Consider the following 17600-nt stretch of genomic DNA (forward strand, 5'->3'; position numbering starts at 1 on the left):
GGACCGAAGGGCACGTTTCACGTGAAACCAATCGATCCACGTCTGCTGCGCTACGCCCACGCCACTCGGCTCTTCCTCGTGGCGGCCGTCGGCCTGGGAGCCGTCGGCGCGGGGCTCGTCATCGCCCAGGCGATGCTTGTCGCCGAGGTCGTCGTCGGCGCGTTCCAGCACGGGCAGTCCGTCGCTGAACTGCGCACTCCCCTGCTGCTGTTGGCGGCCGTCGCCGCCGGCCGGGCCCTGGTCTCCTGGCTCACGGAACTCGCCGCACACCGGGCGAGCGCCGCCGTGAAGTCCGAACTGCGCGGACGGCTCCTGGACCGGGCGGCAGCGCTTGGTCCCGGGTGGCTGAGCGGTCAGCGGACCGGCTCGCTGGTCACGCTGGCCACGCGCGGTGTGGACGCCCTGGACGACTACTTCTCGCGCTATCTGCCGCAGTTGGGGCTCGCCGTGGTCGTGCCGGTGGCGGTGCTGGCGCGGATCGTCACCGAGGACTGGGTGTCGGCGGCGATCATTGTCGGCACCCTGCCGCTCATCCCGCTCTTCATGGTGCTGATCGGCTGGGCCACCCAGTCCAGGACGGACCGCCAGTGGCGGCTGCTGTCCCGGCTGTCGGGCCACTTCCTGGACGTGGTCGCGGGCCTGCCCACGCTGAAGGTGTTCGGCCGGGCCAAGGCGCAGGCCGAGTCCATCCGCCGGATCACCGACGAGTACCGGCAGGCGACCATGCGGACCCTGCGGATCGCCTTCCTGTCCTCCTTCGCGCTGGAGCTGCTCGCCACACTGTCGGTGGCACTGGTCGCAGTGACGATCGGCATGCGGCTCGTCCACGGCGACATGGACCTGGACACCGGCTTGGTGATCCTGGTGCTGGCGCCCGAGGCCTACCTTCCGCTGCGCCAGGTCGGGGCGCAGTACCACGCGGCGGCCGAGGGGCTCGCTGCCGCGGAGGAGATCTTCGCGGTACTGGAGACGCCCGTCCCGGCGCCCGGCAGCGGTGCGGTGCCCGCGGGCGCGGTGGACTTCGACGGGGTCGCCGTCCGCTACCCCGGGCGTTCGGCGGATGCGGTGACCGATGTGTCGTTCACCGTCGAACCCGGCGAGACCGTGGCGCTGGTCGGGCCGAGCGGTGTGGGCAAGACGACACTGCTCAACGTGCTGCTGGGCTTTGTGGAGCCCGCCGCCGGCCGGGTGCGGATCGGCGGCGCGGATCTCGCCGGCCTCGATCTGCAGGAGTGGCGCTCGCGGATCGCCTGGGTGCCGCAGCGGCCGCATCTGTACGCCGGGACCATCGCGGAGAACGTACGGCTGGCGCGGCCCGACGCGGACGACGGCGCTGTACGGCAGGCCCTGCGGGACGCGGGCGCGCTGGAGTTCGTGGATGCGCTGCCCGAGGGTGCTGAGACCGTGCTCGGCGAGGACGGCGTCGGGCTGTCGGCGGGGCAGCGGCAGCGGCTCGCGTTGGCCCGGGCGTTTCTCGCCGACCGGCCTGTGCTGTTGCTGGACGAGCCGACGGCTGCACTGGACGGGGCGACCGAGGCGGAGGTGGTTGCGGCGGTGCGGCGGCTTGCTGTCGGCCGTACGGTGCTGCTCGTTGTGCATCGGCCGGCGCTGCTGGACGTGGCTGACCGGGTCGTGCGGCTGCCCGGCCGTGGTCCTGCCGAGGGGCCTCGCCCCCTGGACCCCCGCCTTGGCGCGCCCTCCTCCACGCCCGGCTTCCCTCGCGAGGGGGAATCCCCGTCCCGACTCGGTGGGCCGGAAGGCGGTCGCGTCGAGACCGTGACCGGCCCGGCAGAGCGGGCCTCGGCGCGGTCCCGGCGGGTGCTGGCCCGGGTCCGTGGGCTTGCCGGGCCCCGGCGGGGGCGGCTTGTGCTCGCGTTGCTGCTCGGCACGCTGGCCCTCGGCAGTGCCGTCGGGCTGATGGCGACGTCCGGTTGGCTCATCTCGCGAGCCTCGCAGCAGCCACCGGTGCTGTATCTGATGGTGGCCGTGACCGCGACGCGGGCCTTCGGGATCGGGCGGGCCGTCTTCCGATACGCCGAGCGGCTGGTGTCGCACGATGCCGTGCTGCGGATGCTGGCGGACACGCGGGTTGCCGTCTACCGGCGCCTGGAGCGCCTCGCCCCCGCCGGGCTGCGCACCGCGCGCAGTGGCGATCTGCTCACCCGGATGGTCGCGGACGTGGACGCCTTCCAGGACTACTGGCTGCGCTGGCTGCTGCCCGCGTCCGTCGCCGTCGCCGTCTCCGCCGCCTCCGTCGGTTTCACCGCCTGGCTGCTGCCGGAGGCCGGGGCCGCCCTCGCGGTGGGCCTGGTGGCGGCCGGTGCCGGTGTTCCGCTCGTCACCGCGGCCGTGGCCCGGCGTGCCGAGCGGCGGCTGGCGCCCGCGCGGGGCGTGCTCGCCACCCGCGTCGCCGATCTGCTGACCGGCACCGCGGAGCTGACCGTCGCCGGTGCGCTGCCCGCCCGTACGGAGGCGGCCCGGCGCGCCGACGGCACGCTCACCCGGATCGCCTCGCGGGCCGCCACGGCCACCGCGCTCGGCGACGGGCTCACGGCGCTGATCTGCGGCCTGACGGTCGCGGCCACCGCGCTGTTCGGCGCCCAGGCGGTGGCCGCGGGCCGGCTCGGCGGCGTGGCGATGGCCGTGGTCGTCCTCACCCCGCTGGCCGTGTTCGAGGCCGTCCTGGGCATGCCGCTGGCGGTGCGCCACCGGCAGCGGGTGCGGCAGAGCGCGGAGCGGGTGTACGAGGTCCTGGACGCCCCGGAGCCCGTACGCGAGCCGGAGCGGCCGCGGCAGGCGCCCGCCTCGCCGTTCCCATTGGTGGTCAAGGGGCTGACAGCGCGGTACGACGGGCAGCAGCGGGAGGCGCTGGCAGGGTTCGACCTCACGCTGGACGAGGGCCGCAGAATCGCCGTGGTCGGGGCCTCCGGTTCCGGCAAGACGACCCTCGCCCAGGTTCTGCTGCGCTTCCTCGACCCGGAAGAGGGCACGTACACGCTCGCCGGTGTGGATGCCTACGCGTCGGCCGGTGACGACGTACGGCGGCTCGTCGGGCTGTGTGCGCAGGATGCGCATCTCTTCGACAGCTCGGTGCGTGAGAACCTGCTGCTGGCCAGGAAGGACGCCGACGAGGCCGATCTGCGCCGGGCGCTTGCCCGGGCCCGGCTGCTGGACTGGGTGGACTCGCTGCCCGACGGCCTGGACACGCTCGTCGGTGAGCACGGGGCGCGGCTGTCCGGCGGTCAGCGGCAGCGGCTGGCCCTGGCCCGCGCGCTGCTGGCCGACTTTCCCGTCCTGGTCCTCGACGAGCCCGCCGAGCATCTGGACCTCCCGACGGCCGACGCGCTGACCGCCGATCTGCTGGCCGCCACCGAGGGCCGTACGACGCTGCTGATCACGCACCGGCTGGCCGGGCTGGACGCGGTGGACGAGGTGATCGTGCTCGACGCGGGCCGGGTGGTGCAGCGGGGTGCATACGCGCAACTCGTCGCGGTGAACGGGCCGCTGCGGGCGATGGCACAGCGGGAGGAGGAGGCGGAGTCGCTGGTGGCGGCCGGGTGAGGATCAGGGGCGCCGCATCCTCCCTTGATCCTTTGCGGTCCGTCGAACCTGCCGTGTGTGCCGCAGTTGCTGGAGGCGACTGGACCGACGGCTCCGCGGCGTCGGCCCCGTCGGCCGGCATGCCGGGGGCGATCGTCCCGTCGGAGAGCGGGATCGTGGCGAACTCCTCGTCGACCAGAAGCCCTCGTACTGGACGTACTTGGGCTTCCGGGCGGTGCGGCGAGTGGGGGTGCCCCCTCTGGGGGAGCGTGCCGGGCGTCGCGACGGGGCGAACGTTGCCTGTTGGGGCGCTAGAAACGTTCCGTCAGCAGTTGCTCGATCACGACCGCCACTCCGTCCTCGTTGTTGGCGACCGTGCGGCCCGACGCGGCGGCGAGGACGTCCGGGTGGGCGTTGCCCATCGCGTAGGACCGGCCGGCCCAGGTCAGCATCTCGAGGTCGTTGGGCATGTCACCGAAGGCGACGACCTCTTCGTGCGAGATGCCGCGCTCGGCGCAGCACAGGGCGAGCGTGCTGGCCTTGGACACGTCGGGGCCGCTCAGCTCCAGCAGGGCGCTGGGGCTGGAGCGGGTGACGTTGGCGCGGCCGCCGACCGCGATCCGGGCGAGGGTGAGGAAGGCGTCGGGGTCCAGGTCCGGGTGGTAGGCCAGGATCTTGAGCACGGGTTGGCCGGCGTCCGGGCCGTCAGGGGCGAGGAGTTGGTCGGCGGGCAGGAGATTGTCCGGTATCTCCATGTGCAGCTGGGGGTAGTCCGGCTCCTGGTGGAAGCCGTAGGTCTGCTCGACCGCGAACACGGTGCCGGGTGCCGCTTCGCGCAGCAGCCGTACGGCGTCCAGGGCGTTGGCCCGCGCCAGCTCGCGCACCTTCACGAACCGGTGGGTGCCCGGGCCGCCGTGCAGATCGACCACGGCGGCGCCGTTTCCGCAGATCGCCAGGCCGTGGCCGTGGACGTGGTCGCTGACGACATCCATCCAGCGGGCCGGGCGGCCGGTGACGAAGAAGACCTCGATGCCCGCCTCCTCGGCGGCGGCGAGCGCGGCGACGGTCCGTGGGGAGACCGACTTGTCGTCACGCAGCAGCGTGCCGTCGAGGTCGGTGGCGATCAGCCGCGGGGGCGTGGCGGCGGCAGGGGTCCCGGGCTGTCTGGTCGCTGAGGTCACCCGGCCATTCTCGCGCATATGCCCGCACGGCCGTGCGGCACTCCGCACAGATGAGACGCAGATGACGCTCAGCGGTACAGACGGTGTCCGGCGGGCCGGACGGTCTTCCGGGTCAGTCCAGTTGGGCGAGCGCCTCCATGGCGATCCGCTCGAAGACCTTCTCGTCCGCGGCGAAGTCGGAGTCCGGGATGGGCCAGTGGATCACGATCTCGGTGAAGCCCAGCTCACGGTGCCGGCCGGCGAAGTCCACGAAGGCGTCCACGGACTGCAGCGGCCGGGAGCGGTCCGGGGTGAAGCCGGTGAGCAGGATCTTGTCCAGCTCGGCCACGTCCCGTCCGGCGGCCGCGCAGGCCTCGGACAGCTTGCCGATCTGCCCGCGCAGCGCCTCGACGGACTGCTCCGGGGTGCCGGTCTCATACAGCTTCGGGTCGCCCGTGGTCACCCACGCCTGCCCGTGCCGGGCGGCGAGCTTGAGGCCGCGCGGGCCGGTGGCCGCCACTGCGAAGGGCAGCCGGGGTCGCTGGACACAGCCCGGTATGTTCCGCGCCTCGTCCGCCGAGTAGAACCTGCCCTCGTACGTCACCGTGTCCTCGGTGAGCAGCCTGTCGAGCAGCGGCACGAACTCGGCGAGCCGGTCGGCACGCTCGCGCGGGCTCCACGGCTCCTGGCCGAGCGCGGTGGCGTCGAAGCCGGTGCCGCCGGCGCCGATGCCGAGGGTGATCCGGCCGCCGGAGATGTCGTCGAGGGTGATCAGTTCCTTGGCGAGGGTCACCGGATGCCGGAAGTTCGGTGAGGTCACCAGCGTGCCGAGGCGCAGCCGCTCGGTCACGCCCGCGGCGGCGGTCAGCGTCGGTATCGCGCCGAACCACGGGCCGTCGCGGAAGCTGCGCCAGGACAGGTGGTCGTAGGTGTACGCGGTGTGGAAGCCGAGCTGCTCGGCCCGCATCCAGGCCGAGCGGGCGCCTTCGCTCCAGCGGCGGTAGGGCAGGATCACGGTGCTCAGACGCAGACTCATGCGTTCGAGAGTAAGCGGCCTCACTGACAACGGAAGTAAGCGGCCCCACTGACAACGGACGAAACGCTCACCGAACGTTCCTGCTCAGCCACGGACTGAGCAGGATCATCGGGACATACTCCGTGTGCGCGCGGTCACCGGGCAGTGGGACGACCAGGCGGTAGCCGGGCGGGAAGCGGCGCGCCCTGACGTGGGCGAGGCCCTCGAAGACGGAGCGCAGGAAGGCGGGCACGTCGTCGCGCGCGATGTCGGGGCACTCGATGCCCTCGACGGTGATCAGCGCGTCGTCGTCGGGGTGGAGCCGCACGCTCACCCGGGGCACGCCGCCGAACTCCACGTACGCCTCGTGCGGCAGCGAGCCGTCCGGATCCGTGGTCACCCCGAAGCCCGCGGAGCTGCGGCGGGAGGTCTGGTCGGCGCCGATGTCGTCGCTCACCTCGATCTCGCGCGCGTAGCGGGCGGCGAGGGCGGTGAGGGCCGTGACGGCGGCCTGGGTGGTCGGCAGATGCTCGGGCAAGTGGTCCATACCACTGATGACGGCCGCACGCGCGTGAAGGTTCACAGCTGCGGAACGCGCAGGTCAAGAAGGTTCAGCGGGGGCCGGGGAACCGCAGATAGCGCGGCGGTACGGCCTTCGTCAGCCAGACCCCGTTGGCGCTGACGCGGAAGACATGGCCGTCGCGGTGCATGGCACCCGCGTCCACGGCGAGCACGACAGGGCGGCCGCGGCGGGCGCCGACCCGGGTGGCGGTCTCGCGGTCGGCGGACAGGTGGACGTCGTGCCGGTTCATGGGTCTGAGCCCCTGCGCGCGGATCGCGTCCAGCGTGCGGGCGACGGTCCCGTGGTAGAGGTACGGCGGCGGGGCCACCGGGGGCAGGCCGAGGTCGACCTCGATGCTGTGGCCCTGGCTGGCGCGGATCCTCGTGCCCTCGATCGCGAAGCGCCGCTTGTCGTTGGCGGCCACCACGTGATCCAGCTCCGCGCGCGTGAACGGGAACCCGTGGGCGGCGGCCGCGGCGAGCAGTACGTCGGTCTCCACCCAGCCGGCGGGGTCCGGGGCGAGCCCGATCCGCTCCGGCTGGTGGCGCAGGTGCCTGGAGAGGTACTTCGACACCTTCACCGTGCGTCGTTCGTCGGGGGGTATCGCGTCATGTCTTTCGTTCATGTGTCCAGCGTGCGGGAGAGACGCGGATCACGCAGGTTTTTTTGTCCCCAGGTTTGATCCACAACCAACTGTGGTTATCCACAGGCGAATTGGCGAAGCTGTGGATAACTTGCGTACCGATTAGGGTGATTCGCGAAGTTCACTGTCCTCGGCGGAAACTGACGCCAGCCGGTCCAAGTTCCTTGCCCTCACCTCACGTTCGGCAGCGAGCGCGATGAACGCGGACACGTGGTTCGTCCCAACGAGCTTTTCCACGGCGGAGATCGTGCCGGCGGGCAGGTCCACGGCCCGGGTGGCGCAAGGCTGCTCCACCGGACTCTCGGCCACCAGGTGTCTGCGCAGGTGTCTGCTCGCCAAGGTGCGCATGGCGCGGGCCAGTTCGGCCTCCACCGTCTGCTGGGCCAGCGGGCGCAGGCGGCGTACGAGTGAGGCCGCCTGAGCCGCGTGGGCGTCCGTGCGGCGCCCGGGATCCTCCAGGTAGTCCACGAAGACGTGCTCGATGGTGAACTCCAGAAAACGGGCGGCGATGTGCTCGACCTGCCCCCTCAACTCCCGCAGGTGACCGGAGATCGCCGACAGCGGCACCCCGGCCGCGTACAACTCGACGGCCACGGACAGTTCTTGGGGGCTGGGCACCAGGAACGTGCCGGGGTCGCCGTCGATCCGCTCCAGCACGCCCAGCTCGACCGCCTCCGCCACGGCGTCGTCGTCGGGGGTGCCGCCGAAGCGGGCGTCCAGTTCGGCACGGGTGACGCGGTCGGGGCGCTCGTCCGTCCAGGGTCCCTCCACCTCGGTGACCAGACCGAGCACCCCGCCGAGGCCCCGGCCGCTGTCCCAGGCCTCCAGCAACTCCTTGATGGAGGCCAGGGTGTAGCCGCGGTCGAGGAGGTGGGCGATCTGGTGGAGCCGGGTGACGTGCGCCTCGGAGTAGAGGTTGGCGCGGCCCCGGCGCTCGGGCCGGGGGAGCAGACCGCGGTCCTGGTAGGCGCGGATGGTCCGGACCGTCGTGGCGGTGTGGTGCGCGAGGTCCTCGATGCGGTACGTCCGCGCGGGCGCCGGTCCGGTCATCTCACAGCCTCGGCTCCACGCGCGCGAGGCGCCGCAACGCCCCCGGCAGGAAGCGGGACATGAGGTGGGCGCCGCGGGCCTCCGGGGTCACCGGAACCACCGCCTTGTCGCGGGCCACCGCGTCCAGGATCGCCTCGGCCACCTTGTCCGGCGGGTAGTTGCGCATGCCGTACAGCCGGGCCGAGTTCCTCCGGCGTCGGCGCTCCTCCGCCTCGTCGACCCCGGTGAAACGGGTCGTGGAGGTGATGTTGGTGTTCACGAAGCCGGGACAGATTGCGCTCACCCCGATGCCCTGCCCGGCGAGTTCGGCACGCAGGCACTCGGAGAGCATCAGCACCGCCGCCTTGGAGGTGCTGTAGGCGGGCAGGGCGCGAGAGGGCTGATAGGCCGCCGCCGAGGCGACGTTGACGATGTGCCCGCCCTGACCGCGTTCGCTCATCCGGGCGCCGAAGAGCCGGCAGCCGTGGATCACGCCCCACAGGTTCACGTCCAGGACCTTGCGCCAGTCGTCGGCCGTCGTGGCGAAGAAGGAGCCCGACAGGCCGATGCCCGCGTTGTTGACCAGCACGTCCAGCACGCCGTACTCGCGGTGCACCTTCTCGGCGAGCTTCTCCATCGCCTGCTCGTCGGAGACGTCGGCGGTCTCCGCCCAGGCCTCGGGCGCGCCGATCAGCCGGGACAGCTCGGCGGTGCGGGCCGCGGCCTCGGCGTCGCGGTCGACGGCGACCACGCGCGCGCCGGCCTCCGCGAAGGCGAACGCCGTGGCCCGCCCAATGCCGCTGCCCGCCCCGGTGACCAGCACCAGCTGTCCGCCGAACCGGTCGGCGTGGCGGCCGGTGGCCTTCGGCTCGGGGCGGCCGCCGTCCACGGACATGATGAACTCCTCGATCCAGGAGGCGAGTTGGTCGGGCCGGGTGCGCGGGACCCAGTGCCGGGCCGGGAGCGTACGGCGGGTCAGCTGCGGTACCCACTGCTCCAGGTCGTCGTAGAGCCGCTCGGACAGGAACGCGTCCTGCTGGGGCGTGATCAGCTGCACGGGTGCGTGTGCGCGGGCGTCCGGGCGGGGCCTGGTCAGCCGGGCGCGGACATTGTCCCGGTACAGCCAGGCACCGTGCGCCGCGTCCGAGGGCAGGGAGGCCGTCGGGTAGCCCCCGCCGGGGACTTGCTCGACCCGCTCCAGGATCTTCGGCCAGCGCTTGCCGAGCGGTCCGCGCCAGGCCAGCTCGGGCAGGGCGGGTGTGTGCAGCAGATAGACGTACCAGGACTTGGCGCCCTGGCCGAGGAGCTGGCCCACGCGGCGGGGCGTCGGACGCTTCACGCGCGCGTTGATCCAGTGCCCGAAGTGGTCCAGGGACGGTCCGGAGATCGAGGTGAAGGAGGCGATACGGCCCTGCGTGCGGCCCACCGTGACGAACTCCCACGACTGGACCGAGCCCCAGTCGTGCCCGACCAGGTGCACCGGCCGGTCCGGGCTGACCGCGTCCACCACCGCCAGGAAGTCGTCGGTGAGCTTGGCCAGCGTGAAACCGCCGCGCAGCGGCTGGGGTGCCGTGGAGCGGCCGTGGCCCCGGACGTCGTACAGCACCACGTGGAAGCGGCCGGCGAGGCGGCCTGCCACCTCCGACCAGACCTCCTTGCTGTCCGGATAGCCGTGCACCAGCACCACCGTCGGCCGCTGCGGATCGCCCAGCTCGGCCACGCACAGCTCGACCCCGCCGGTCGCCACCCGGCGCTCCCGCGCACCTTTCAGCGTCACTTCTCCTCCGCCCAGCGCCGCACGTGCGGCAGATCGTCGTCCAGCCAGAACGCGCTCTGTCCGGGGTCCTTGGAGTCGGTGACCACGAGGATCTCCTCGAACTTCGCGCCCGTACCCCTGAAGCCGAGGTGCGGTTCGACCGCCCACAGGCCCGGCTGCGGCGGGTGGTCGGAGAAGCGGTACGGCGACCACAGGGGCGACCAGCCCTCGCGGTGGCCGTGCAGCGCGTCGGCGGCCAGGCCCTTCAGGGACTGGGTGCCGAACCCGAAGAGGTGGGGCGAGAAGCGGCGCTGCCTCACCCGGTCCACCTTGTGGGCGATCACACCGAACGGGTACGCGCGATGCCGGTTGGCGTAGCCCTGGCGGACCATGAGCCGGTCCACGTCCTCGTAGATCTCGCGCAGCGGGCGCCGCTCGCGCACCTCGCGCAGGATCAGCTCCCGGTGCGCCTCCAGGTCGGCCATCAGCCGGTCCTGCACCGGGTTGGCGCCCAGCGAGCCCGAGTAGCCGATGTCCGCCGTGTATCCCTCGTAGACCGGCGCCATGTCCAGGATGAACGGCATCCCGGGCTCCAGGGCACGGTCGGTCGGGAAGAACTGCAGGGGGATGCGGAAGTTCACGAACGCCGTGCGGTCGCCGAACCAGGCGAACGGCAGATGGAACCAGTCCCGCACCCCGCGCTCGCGCAGCCACTCGCGCTGCATCCGGGCCGCCTCACGCTCGGTCACGCCCGGCTCGAGGCGTGCCGCGACCGCCTCCGCGCACTCGTAGGCGAGGCGCTGCACCCGCCTGAACCCCCGCAGCTCCACGGAGAGTTCGCTGCTCACTGCCGTCGTCATGCCGCCTCGTCCCGTCGTGCCGCCGACCCGCCCGCCGGCTGCGGTACTCGTCCGTAACTTGACACTGGTGAATGTGACAGTTGTTAGAGGTGGCGTCAATAGGAGGCGCGGCAGGCTGTGGAAAACCCGCGGTAACCCTTAGGCAGGGCATCCCTTAGGGACCCGTAATACCTGGGTCTGACGCCAAGACGGCTCTGAGGTCTGACGACCGGCGTGGCCCGCATCACTACGGTCGTATGCGTGACTGTGATCGCGACCGAAAGCCTGAGCAAGCGGTTCCCCCGGGTGACCGCTCTCGACCGGCTGTCCATGGACATCGGACCCGGTGTGACCGGACTCGTCGGAGCCAACGGCGCCGGCAAGTCCACCCTGATCAAGATCCTGCTGGGTCTGTCCCCCGCCACGGAGGGCCGTGCCGAGGTGCTCGGCCTCGACGTCGCCACCAAGGGCGGCGCCATCCGCGAGCGCGTCGGATACATGCCGGAGCACGACTGCCTGCCGCCCGACGTCTCGGCCACCGAGTTCGTCGTCCACATGGCGCGCATGTCCGGCCTGCCGCCGACCGCCGCCCGCGAGCGCACCGCGGACACCCTGCGCCACGTAGGCCTGTACGAGGAGCGCTACCGCCCCATCGGCGGCTACTCCACGGGCATGAAGCAGCGGGTGAAGCTCGCCCAGGCGCTGGTGCACGACCCGCAGCTGGTGTTCCTGGACGAGCCGACCAACGGCCTCGACCCGGTCGGCCGGGACGAGATGCTCGGCCTGATCCGCCGTATCCACACCGACTTCGGCATCTCGGTCCTGGTCACCTCCCACCTGCTGGGCGAGCTGGAGCGCACCTGCGACCACGTCGTCGTCATCGACGGCGGCAAGCTCCTGCGCTCCAGCTCCACCACCGACTTCACGCAGACCACGACCACCCTCGCGATCGAGGTCACCGACAGCGAGAGGCACCCCGACGGTACCCGCGCGGTCCGCGAGGCGCTCCACGCGCGCGGGGTCGACACGCAGAACGAAGGCGCCGGACTGCCCGGCGCGGGACACATCCTGCTGCTGACCGCCGAGGGCGAGGAGACCTACGACCTCGTCCGGGACGTCGTCGCCGACCTCGGCCTCGGCCTGGTCCGCATGGAGCAGCGCCGCCACCACATCTCCGAGGTGTTCACCGGCGACGACGGGCACAGCAGCGGCGAGCAGCGGAAGGAGGCCGTCGGACATGGCGGTTGAGCACCCCCCGGCGGCCCCGGCCGGCGACCAGACCCGCATCCACGACATCGGCTACCGCGGCTACGACGGCCCCCGCCTCGGCCGCGCCTACGCCCGCCGCTCGCTGTACGCGCAGTCCCTGCGCGGCTCCTACGGCCTCGGCCGCTCGGCCAAGTCCAAGGTGCTGCCGATGCTGCTGTTCGCGGTGATGTGCGTGCCCGCCGCCATCATGGTGGCCGTCGCGGTCTTCACGAAGGCGCACGAACTGCCGGTGGCCTACACCCGCTACGCGATCATGCTGCAGGCCGTGATCAGCCTGTACGTCGCCGCGCAGGCACCCCAGTCCGTCTCGCGCGACCTGCGCTTCAAGACCGTACCGCTGTACTTCTCGCGGCCCATCGAGACCGCCGACTACGTCCGCGCCAAGTTCGCGGCGCTCGCGTCGGCGATCTTCATCCTGACCGCCGCTCCCCTGCTCGTGATGTACGTGGGCGCGCTGCTGGCCAAGCTGGGCTTCGCCCACCAGACGAAGGAATTCGCCGAGGGACTGGTCTCCGTGGCGCTGCTCTCGCTGCTGTTCGCCGGCATCGGCCTGGTCATCGCCGCCGTCACCCCGCGCCGGGGCTTCGGCATCGCCGCCGTGATCGCTGTGATGATCATCTCCTACGGCGCGGTCTCCACGCTGCAGGCCATCGCCAACGTGCAGAACCACACCTCGGCCATCCCGTGGATCGGCCTGTTCTCGCCCGTCACGCTCATCGACGGCGTCCAGTCGGCCTTCCTCGGCGCCACCGCCCGCAACCCCGGAGCCGTGAACCCGTCCGCCGGACAGGGCGTGGTCTACGTCCTGGTCGTGCTCGCCCTCATCGCCGGCAGCTACGGCCTGCTGATGCGCCGCTACAAGAAGGTGGGACTGTGACCACGCTCAGCATCGACCACGTCTCCCGCTGGTTCGGCAACGTGGTCGCCGTCAACGACGTCACCATGACGATCGGTCCCGGCGTCACCGGTCTGCTCGGCCCCAACGGCGCCGGAAAGTCCACCCTGATCAACATGATGGGCGGCTTCCTCGCTCCCTCCACCGGCACGGTCACCCTCGACGGACAGCCGGTGTGGCGCAACGAGGCCATCTACCAGCACATCGGCATCGTCCCCGAGCGCGAGGCGATGTACGACTTCCTCACCGGCCGCGAGTTCGTCGTCGCCAACGCCGAGTTGCACGGCCTCGGCGCCAAGGCGGCTCAAAAGGCCCTGGCCACGGTCGAGATGGAGTACGCGCAGGACCGGAAGATCTCGACGTACTCCAAGGGCATGCGCCAGCGCGTGAAGATGGCGAGCGCGCTGGTCCACGAGCCGTCGCTGCTCCTGCTGGACGAGCCGTTCAACGGCATGGACCCGCGTCAGCGCATGCAACTGATGGACCTGCTGCGGAAGATGGGCGACGAGGGCCGCACGGTGCTGTTCTCCTCGCACATCCTCGAAGAGGTCGAGCAGCTCGCCCGGCACATCGAGGTCGTCGTCGCGGGCAGGCACGCGGCCAGTGGCGACTTCCGCAAGATCCGCCGGCTGATGACCGACCGCCCGCACCGCTACCTGGTCCGCTCCAGCGACGACCGCGCCCTCGCGGCCGCGCTGATCGCCGACCCCTCGACGGCCGGCATCGAGGTCGATCACAGCGAGGGCGCGCTGCGCGTCCAGGCCGTCGACTTCGGCCGTTTCACCACTCTGCTGCCGAAGGTCGCCCGGGACCACGGCATCCGGCTCCTCACGGTCTCGCCGTCCGACGAGTCCCTCGAGTCCGTCTTCTCTTACCTGGTCGCGGCGTAGGAGGCCGAAGATGTACGACCCCACTGTCGCCCGGCTCACCTACCGGGCCCTGCTCGGCCGTCGCCGGGCCCTCATCCTCGGCGCGCTGCCGCTGCTGCTGATCGTGCTCTCCGTGGCCGTCCGGGCTCTGACCGGAGCCGACGACCAGACCGCGGCCGATGTCCTCGGCGGCTTCGCGATCGCCACGATGGTGCCGATCGTCGGCGTCATCGCGGGCACCGGCGCGATCGGGCCGGAGATCGACGACGGCTCCGTCGTCTACCTGCTGTCCAAGCCGCTGAAGCGGCCCGCGATCATCTTCACCAAACTGATCGTCGCCATCGCCGTGACCATGGTCTTCTCGGCGGTTCCGACCCTGATCGCCGGCCTGATCCTCAACGGCAACGGCCAGCAGATCGCCGTCGCCTACACGATCGCCGCGCTGGTCTCCTCCATCGCGTACTCGGCGCTGTTCCTGCTGCTCGGCACGGTCTCCCGGCATGCCGTGGTCTTCGGGCTCGTCTACGCGCTGGTCTGGGAGGCGCTGTTCGGCTCCCTGGTGCCCGGCGCGCGCACGCTCAGCGTCCAGCAGTGGTCGCTGGCCGTCGCCCACAAGGTCGCCGGCGGGGACCTCGTGACCTCCACCGTGGGCCTGCCGACGGCCACCGTGCTGCTGGTGGCGGTCACCGTGCTGGCGACCTGGTACGCCGGCCAGAAGCTGCGGGCGCTGAAGCTGACGGGCGAGGAGTAGGCCTCCGGCGGCCTGACGGGGGCTTCACGTCGGCCTGGGCACACTGGACAAAGCGGATGACCGGCTAGGAGGCCGCTGATGGCAGAGGAGACACCGGGAACCGAGGGCCGCGGGCGGTCCGGGGACGAGGTCTGGGACGGTCTGGACGGCCTGGTCCTGGACGAGGCCTTCATACGCGGCGCCGAGACCTCCGAGCCGTCCGCACGGGCCCGTATGCTCGCCGCCCGCTGGCGCGCCGAGGAACCCGAGCCCCAGCCGTGGCGATCCGACGAGCCGCCGGCGGGCTGGTTCTTCAGCAGGGCGCGGCGCCGCAGGTGGCGCCGCCGGTAATTCGGTGGCACGCAACTCGGCGGCGGGGCACAGTGGTTGTGCCCCATCCGCCGGGAGTGTCCCGGCGCTGTGATCCGGGAGTGGAGGCGGGCGATGCCCATGCACGGCAGTACGCCCGGCTCCCGACAGGGCGGTCCGAGGCCGGCTCCGGTGTAGTTACCCCGCCGTGGAGCCACAGGAACCGTCCGGGGCGGCCGCTTCGAGCACGCGATGTGTCTCTCGCGTGGGCCGCCTTCCCTGTGGCCCCCTCTTGCCAGGGGGCACCCTCCGCTGGGGTGGCCGGGTGAGTCGCGCGACCCGGCGCCGCGAGGCGCCGCTGCGCCCACCTGTGCCGCCCCAGCGGCACGACCGCGCCCGCGGCTACGCCGGCTGCGCCAGCAACCGCTCCAGCACCACCGCGATGCCGTCCTCCTCGTTGGAGGCCGTCACCTCGTCGGCCACCTCGCGGAGCGCCTCGTGCGCGTTGGCCATGGCCACCGACCGGGATGCCCAGGCGAACATCGGGATGTCGTTGGGCATGTCGCCGAAGGCGATCGTGTCCGCGGCCTTCAGGCCGAGGCGGCGGGCCGCCAGGGACAGGCCCGTGGCCTTGGACAGGCCGAGCGGGAGCAGTTCCACTATGCCCTCGCCCGCCATGGCCACGGTGACGAAGCCGCCCGCCGCGCGCCGGGCCGCCTCCGCCAGGTCGTCGTCGGACAGCGTGGGGTGCTGTATGTAGATCTTGTTCAGCGGTGCCGTCCAGAGGTCGGAGGCATCCGTGAAGGGGATCGCGGGGAGCCTGCCCGTGACCGCGTAACCCGGACCCACCAGCACCTCGCCGTCCAGGCCGTCCCGGCTGGCCGCCAGGTACAGCGGGCCCACCTCCGCCTCGATCTTGGCCAGAGCCACGCCCGCCAGCTGCCGGTCCAGGGTGACGGAGGTCAGCAGGCGGTGCGCGCCGGCGTCGTAGACCTGTGCGCCCTGGCCGCAGACGGCGAGGCCGTCGTAGCCGAGGTCGTCCAGGATGTGCCGGGTCCAGGGGACCGCGCGGCCGGTGACGACGATGTGGGCCGCGCCCGCCGCGGTGGCCGCGGCGAGCGCGTCACGGGTGCGCTGCGAGACCGACTCGTCGGAGCGCAGGAGCGTTCCGTCGAGGTCGGTGGCGATCAGCCGGTACGGGAAGCCGGTCACTTGGCGACCGGCTCAAGGACCTCTCGGCCGCCCAGGTACGGGCGCAGCACCTCGGGGACCCGGACGGAGCCGTCGGCCTGCTGGTGGTTCTCCAGGATCGCCACGATGGTGCGCGGTACGGCGCACAGTGTGCCGTTGAGCGTGGCCAGCGGCTTGACCTGCTTGCCGTCACGCATCCGGATCGACAGGCGGCGGGACTGGAACTCGGTGCAGTCCGAGGTCGAGGTCAGCTCGCGGTACTTGCCCTGGGTGGGGATCCACGCCTCACAGTCGAACTTGCGGGCGGCCGAGGCGCCGAGGTCGGCGGTGGCGACGTCGATCACGCGGAACGGCAGCTCCAGCGAGGTCAGCCACTGCTTCTCCCACTCCAGCAGGCGCTGGTGCTCGGCCTGGGAGTCCTCGGGCGTGACGTACGAGAACATCTCGACCTTGTCGAACTGGTGCACCCGGAAGATGCCCCGGGTGTCCTTGCCGTGCGAGCCGGCCTCGCGGCGGAAGCAGGGCGAGAAGCCCGCGTACCGCATCGGCAGCTTGTCGGCGTCGATGATCTCGTCCATGTGGTAGGCCGCCAGCGGGACCTCGGACGTGCCGACCAGGTACAGGTCGTCCTTGTCGAGGTGGTAGACGTCCTGGGCCGCCTGGCCGAGGAAGCCGGTGCCCGCCATGGACTGCGGGCGCACCAGCGCCGGGGTGAGCATCGGCGTGAAGCCGGCAGCGGTCGCCTGGGCGAGCGCCGCGTTGACCAGGGCCAGTTCCAGCAGGGCGCCGACGCCGGTGAGGAAGTAGAAGCGGGAGCCGGAGACCTTGGCGCCGCGCTCGACGTCGATCGCGCCGAGCAGCTGGCCCAGCTCCAGGTGGTCCTTGGGCTCGAAGCCCTCGGCACCGAAGTCACGGATCGTGCCGTGCGTCTCCAGCGTGACGAAGTCCTCCTCGCCGCCGACGGGCACGTCGGGGTGGACGAGGTTGCCGAGCCGGAGCAGCAGCTCCTGGGTCTCGGTGTCGGCCGCGTCGCGCTCGGCGTCTGCGGCCTTGACGTCGGCTTTCAGCTGCTCGGCGCGCCCCAGCAGCTCGGCCTTCTCGTCGCCGGTGGCCTTGGGGATGAGCTTGCCGAGCTGCTTCTGCTCGGCGCGCAGCTCGTCGAAGCGGACGCCGGAGGACCTGCGCCGCTCGTCGGCAGACAGGAGAGAGTCGACGAGCGCGACGTCCTCTCCACGGGCGCGCTGGGACGCGCGCACACGGTCGGGGTCCTCACGAAGCAGGCGAAGGTCAATCACGGGGCCAAGGCTACCGGTGCGGGGTTGCCGCTCACGAATCACTATTCCGTGGAGTTCTGATTCGCAGTGTTCGCCCGCTTACGTTCCGTTATGCGTAAATTGCGGTACGTGTCAGAACTCGTCAAGGGAAAGTGTCTCACTCCCTGGGACGAGGCACCCTCCGTATGCCGGGTTGACCGGATTCCCTTGTGGGGAACGGGACTTCGCGGCCTCGCTGTCCACAGGAATCCACACCCTTCGAAGAGTTATCCACAGGCTGTGTGGAAGGTCTGTGGATTTCGGAATTGATCACTCCGGAACTTCGCCGCGGACTGAAGAATTCCCAGGGCAAACCCGGGTGACACCCACTTTCGGGTGGAAAGCAGTCGCTCCAAAAGATGAATCAACGGAAACGGCTGGACGAAGGGTGAGGTGCCGGGTGGTGGCCGGGGCGAGGCCGCGAGGGGCGATTTGTCGACTGGCTCACGCACCCTTGTCGACTTGTCCCCAGGTCGAGAA

Annotated in this window: 15 protein-coding genes; 6 read left to right on the plus strand and 9 right to left on the minus strand. The window is 71.5% G+C overall.

The window, feature by feature from the left end; genetic code table 11:
- Positions 1-21 precede the first annotated feature (21 nt).
- Positions 22-3561 (plus strand): thiol reductant ABC exporter subunit CydD, encoded by a 3540-nt coding sequence (gene cydD / locus A6P39_RS21955; RefSeq protein ID WP_067056676.1) that lies wholly within the window; start codon positions 22-24, stop codon positions 3559-3561.
- A gap of 290 nt (positions 3562-3851) precedes the next feature.
- On the opposite strand, the gene A6P39_RS21960 is transcribed toward cydD, so the two are convergent.
- The 7 genes from A6P39_RS21960 to A6P39_RS21990 all read right to left on the minus strand — a co-directional run bounded on the left by A6P39_RS21960 (position 3852) and on the right by A6P39_RS21990 (position 10565).
- Positions 3852-4739 (minus strand): HAD-IIB family hydrolase, encoded by an 888-nt coding sequence (locus tag A6P39_RS21960; protein ID WP_199841055.1) that lies wholly within the window; start codon positions 4737-4739, stop codon positions 3852-3854.
- Positions 4740-4833: 94 nt separating this feature from the next.
- Positions 4834-5736, minus strand: coding sequence for an LLM class flavin-dependent oxidoreductase (locus tag A6P39_RS21965; RefSeq protein ID WP_067056673.1), 903 nt, complete (start codon positions 5734-5736; stop codon positions 4834-4836).
- A gap of 67 nt (positions 5737-5803) precedes the next feature.
- Positions 5804-6262, minus strand: a complete 459-nt coding sequence (locus A6P39_RS21970; protein WP_067056670.1) for a hypothetical protein — start codon at positions 6260-6262, stop codon at positions 5804-5806.
- A 64-nt stretch (positions 6263-6326) separates the two neighbouring features.
- Complete coding sequence (locus A6P39_RS21975; RefSeq protein ID WP_067056668.1) at positions 6327-6902, minus strand: RNA 2'-phosphotransferase; 576 nt, start codon at positions 6900-6902, stop codon at positions 6327-6329.
- Positions 6903-7022: 120 nt separating this feature from the next.
- A complete protein-coding gene (locus A6P39_RS21980) occupies positions 7023-7970 on the minus strand; it encodes a MerR family transcriptional regulator (protein ID WP_067056665.1) in 948 nt (315 codons plus the stop codon).
- A gap of 1 nt (position 7971) precedes the next feature.
- On the minus strand, positions 7972-9726 hold the full coding sequence (locus tag A6P39_RS21985; RefSeq protein ID WP_199841054.1) for an SDR family oxidoreductase: 1755 nt from the start codon (positions 9724-9726) through the stop codon (positions 7972-7974).
- Positions 9723-10565, minus strand: a complete 843-nt coding sequence (locus A6P39_RS21990) for a M24 family metallopeptidase (RefSeq protein WP_067056662.1) — start codon at positions 10563-10565, stop codon at positions 9723-9725. The genes A6P39_RS21985 and A6P39_RS21990 overlap by 4 nt, the downstream gene beginning before the upstream one ends.
- Positions 10566-10811: 246 nt before the next feature.
- Here A6P39_RS21990 and A6P39_RS21995 point away from each other — a divergent pair, with 246 nt between their 5' ends.
- The 5 genes from A6P39_RS21995 (at position 10812) to A6P39_RS22015 (ending at position 14658) form a co-directional block, all read left to right on the plus strand.
- A complete protein-coding gene (locus tag A6P39_RS21995) occupies positions 10812-11792 on the plus strand; it encodes an ABC transporter ATP-binding protein (protein ID WP_067056659.1) in 981 nt (326 codons plus the stop codon).
- Positions 11782-12690 (plus strand): ABC transporter permease, encoded by a 909-nt coding sequence (locus A6P39_RS22000; RefSeq protein WP_067056657.1) that lies wholly within the window; start codon positions 11782-11784, stop codon positions 12688-12690. Before A6P39_RS21995 ends, A6P39_RS22000 begins: the two co-directional genes overlap by 11 nt.
- On the plus strand, positions 12687-13598 hold the full coding sequence (locus A6P39_RS22005) for an ABC transporter ATP-binding protein (protein WP_067056654.1): 912 nt from the start codon (positions 12687-12689) through the stop codon (positions 13596-13598). The genes A6P39_RS22000 and A6P39_RS22005 overlap by 4 nt, the downstream gene beginning before the upstream one ends.
- A 10-nt stretch (positions 13599-13608) precedes the next feature.
- Positions 13609-14328, plus strand: coding sequence for an ABC transporter permease (locus A6P39_RS22010; RefSeq protein ID WP_067056652.1), 720 nt, complete (start codon positions 13609-13611; stop codon positions 14326-14328).
- A gap of 78 nt (positions 14329-14406) precedes the next feature.
- A complete protein-coding gene (locus A6P39_RS22015; RefSeq protein WP_067056649.1) occupies positions 14407-14658 on the plus strand; it encodes an SGM_3592 family protein in 252 nt (83 codons plus the stop codon).
- Between the two features lie 360 nt (positions 14659-15018).
- On the opposite strand, the gene A6P39_RS22020 is transcribed toward A6P39_RS22015, so the two are convergent.
- On the minus strand, positions 15019-15828 hold the full coding sequence (locus A6P39_RS22020; RefSeq protein ID WP_067056646.1) for an HAD family hydrolase: 810 nt from the start codon (positions 15826-15828) through the stop codon (positions 15019-15021).
- Positions 15825-17102: a serine--tRNA ligase gene (gene serS, locus A6P39_RS22025; RefSeq protein ID WP_067056644.1), complete on the minus strand. Its 1278-nt coding sequence runs from the start codon at positions 17100-17102 to the stop codon at positions 15825-15827. Before serS ends, A6P39_RS22020 begins: the two co-directional genes overlap by 4 nt.
- Positions 17103-17600 lie beyond the last annotated feature (498 nt).

Origin of the sequence: Streptomyces sp. FXJ1.172 (assembly GCF_001636945.3) — a bacterium.
In the GTDB taxonomy this organism is placed as follows: Bacteria; Actinomycetota; Actinomycetes; order Streptomycetales; family Streptomycetaceae; genus Streptomyces.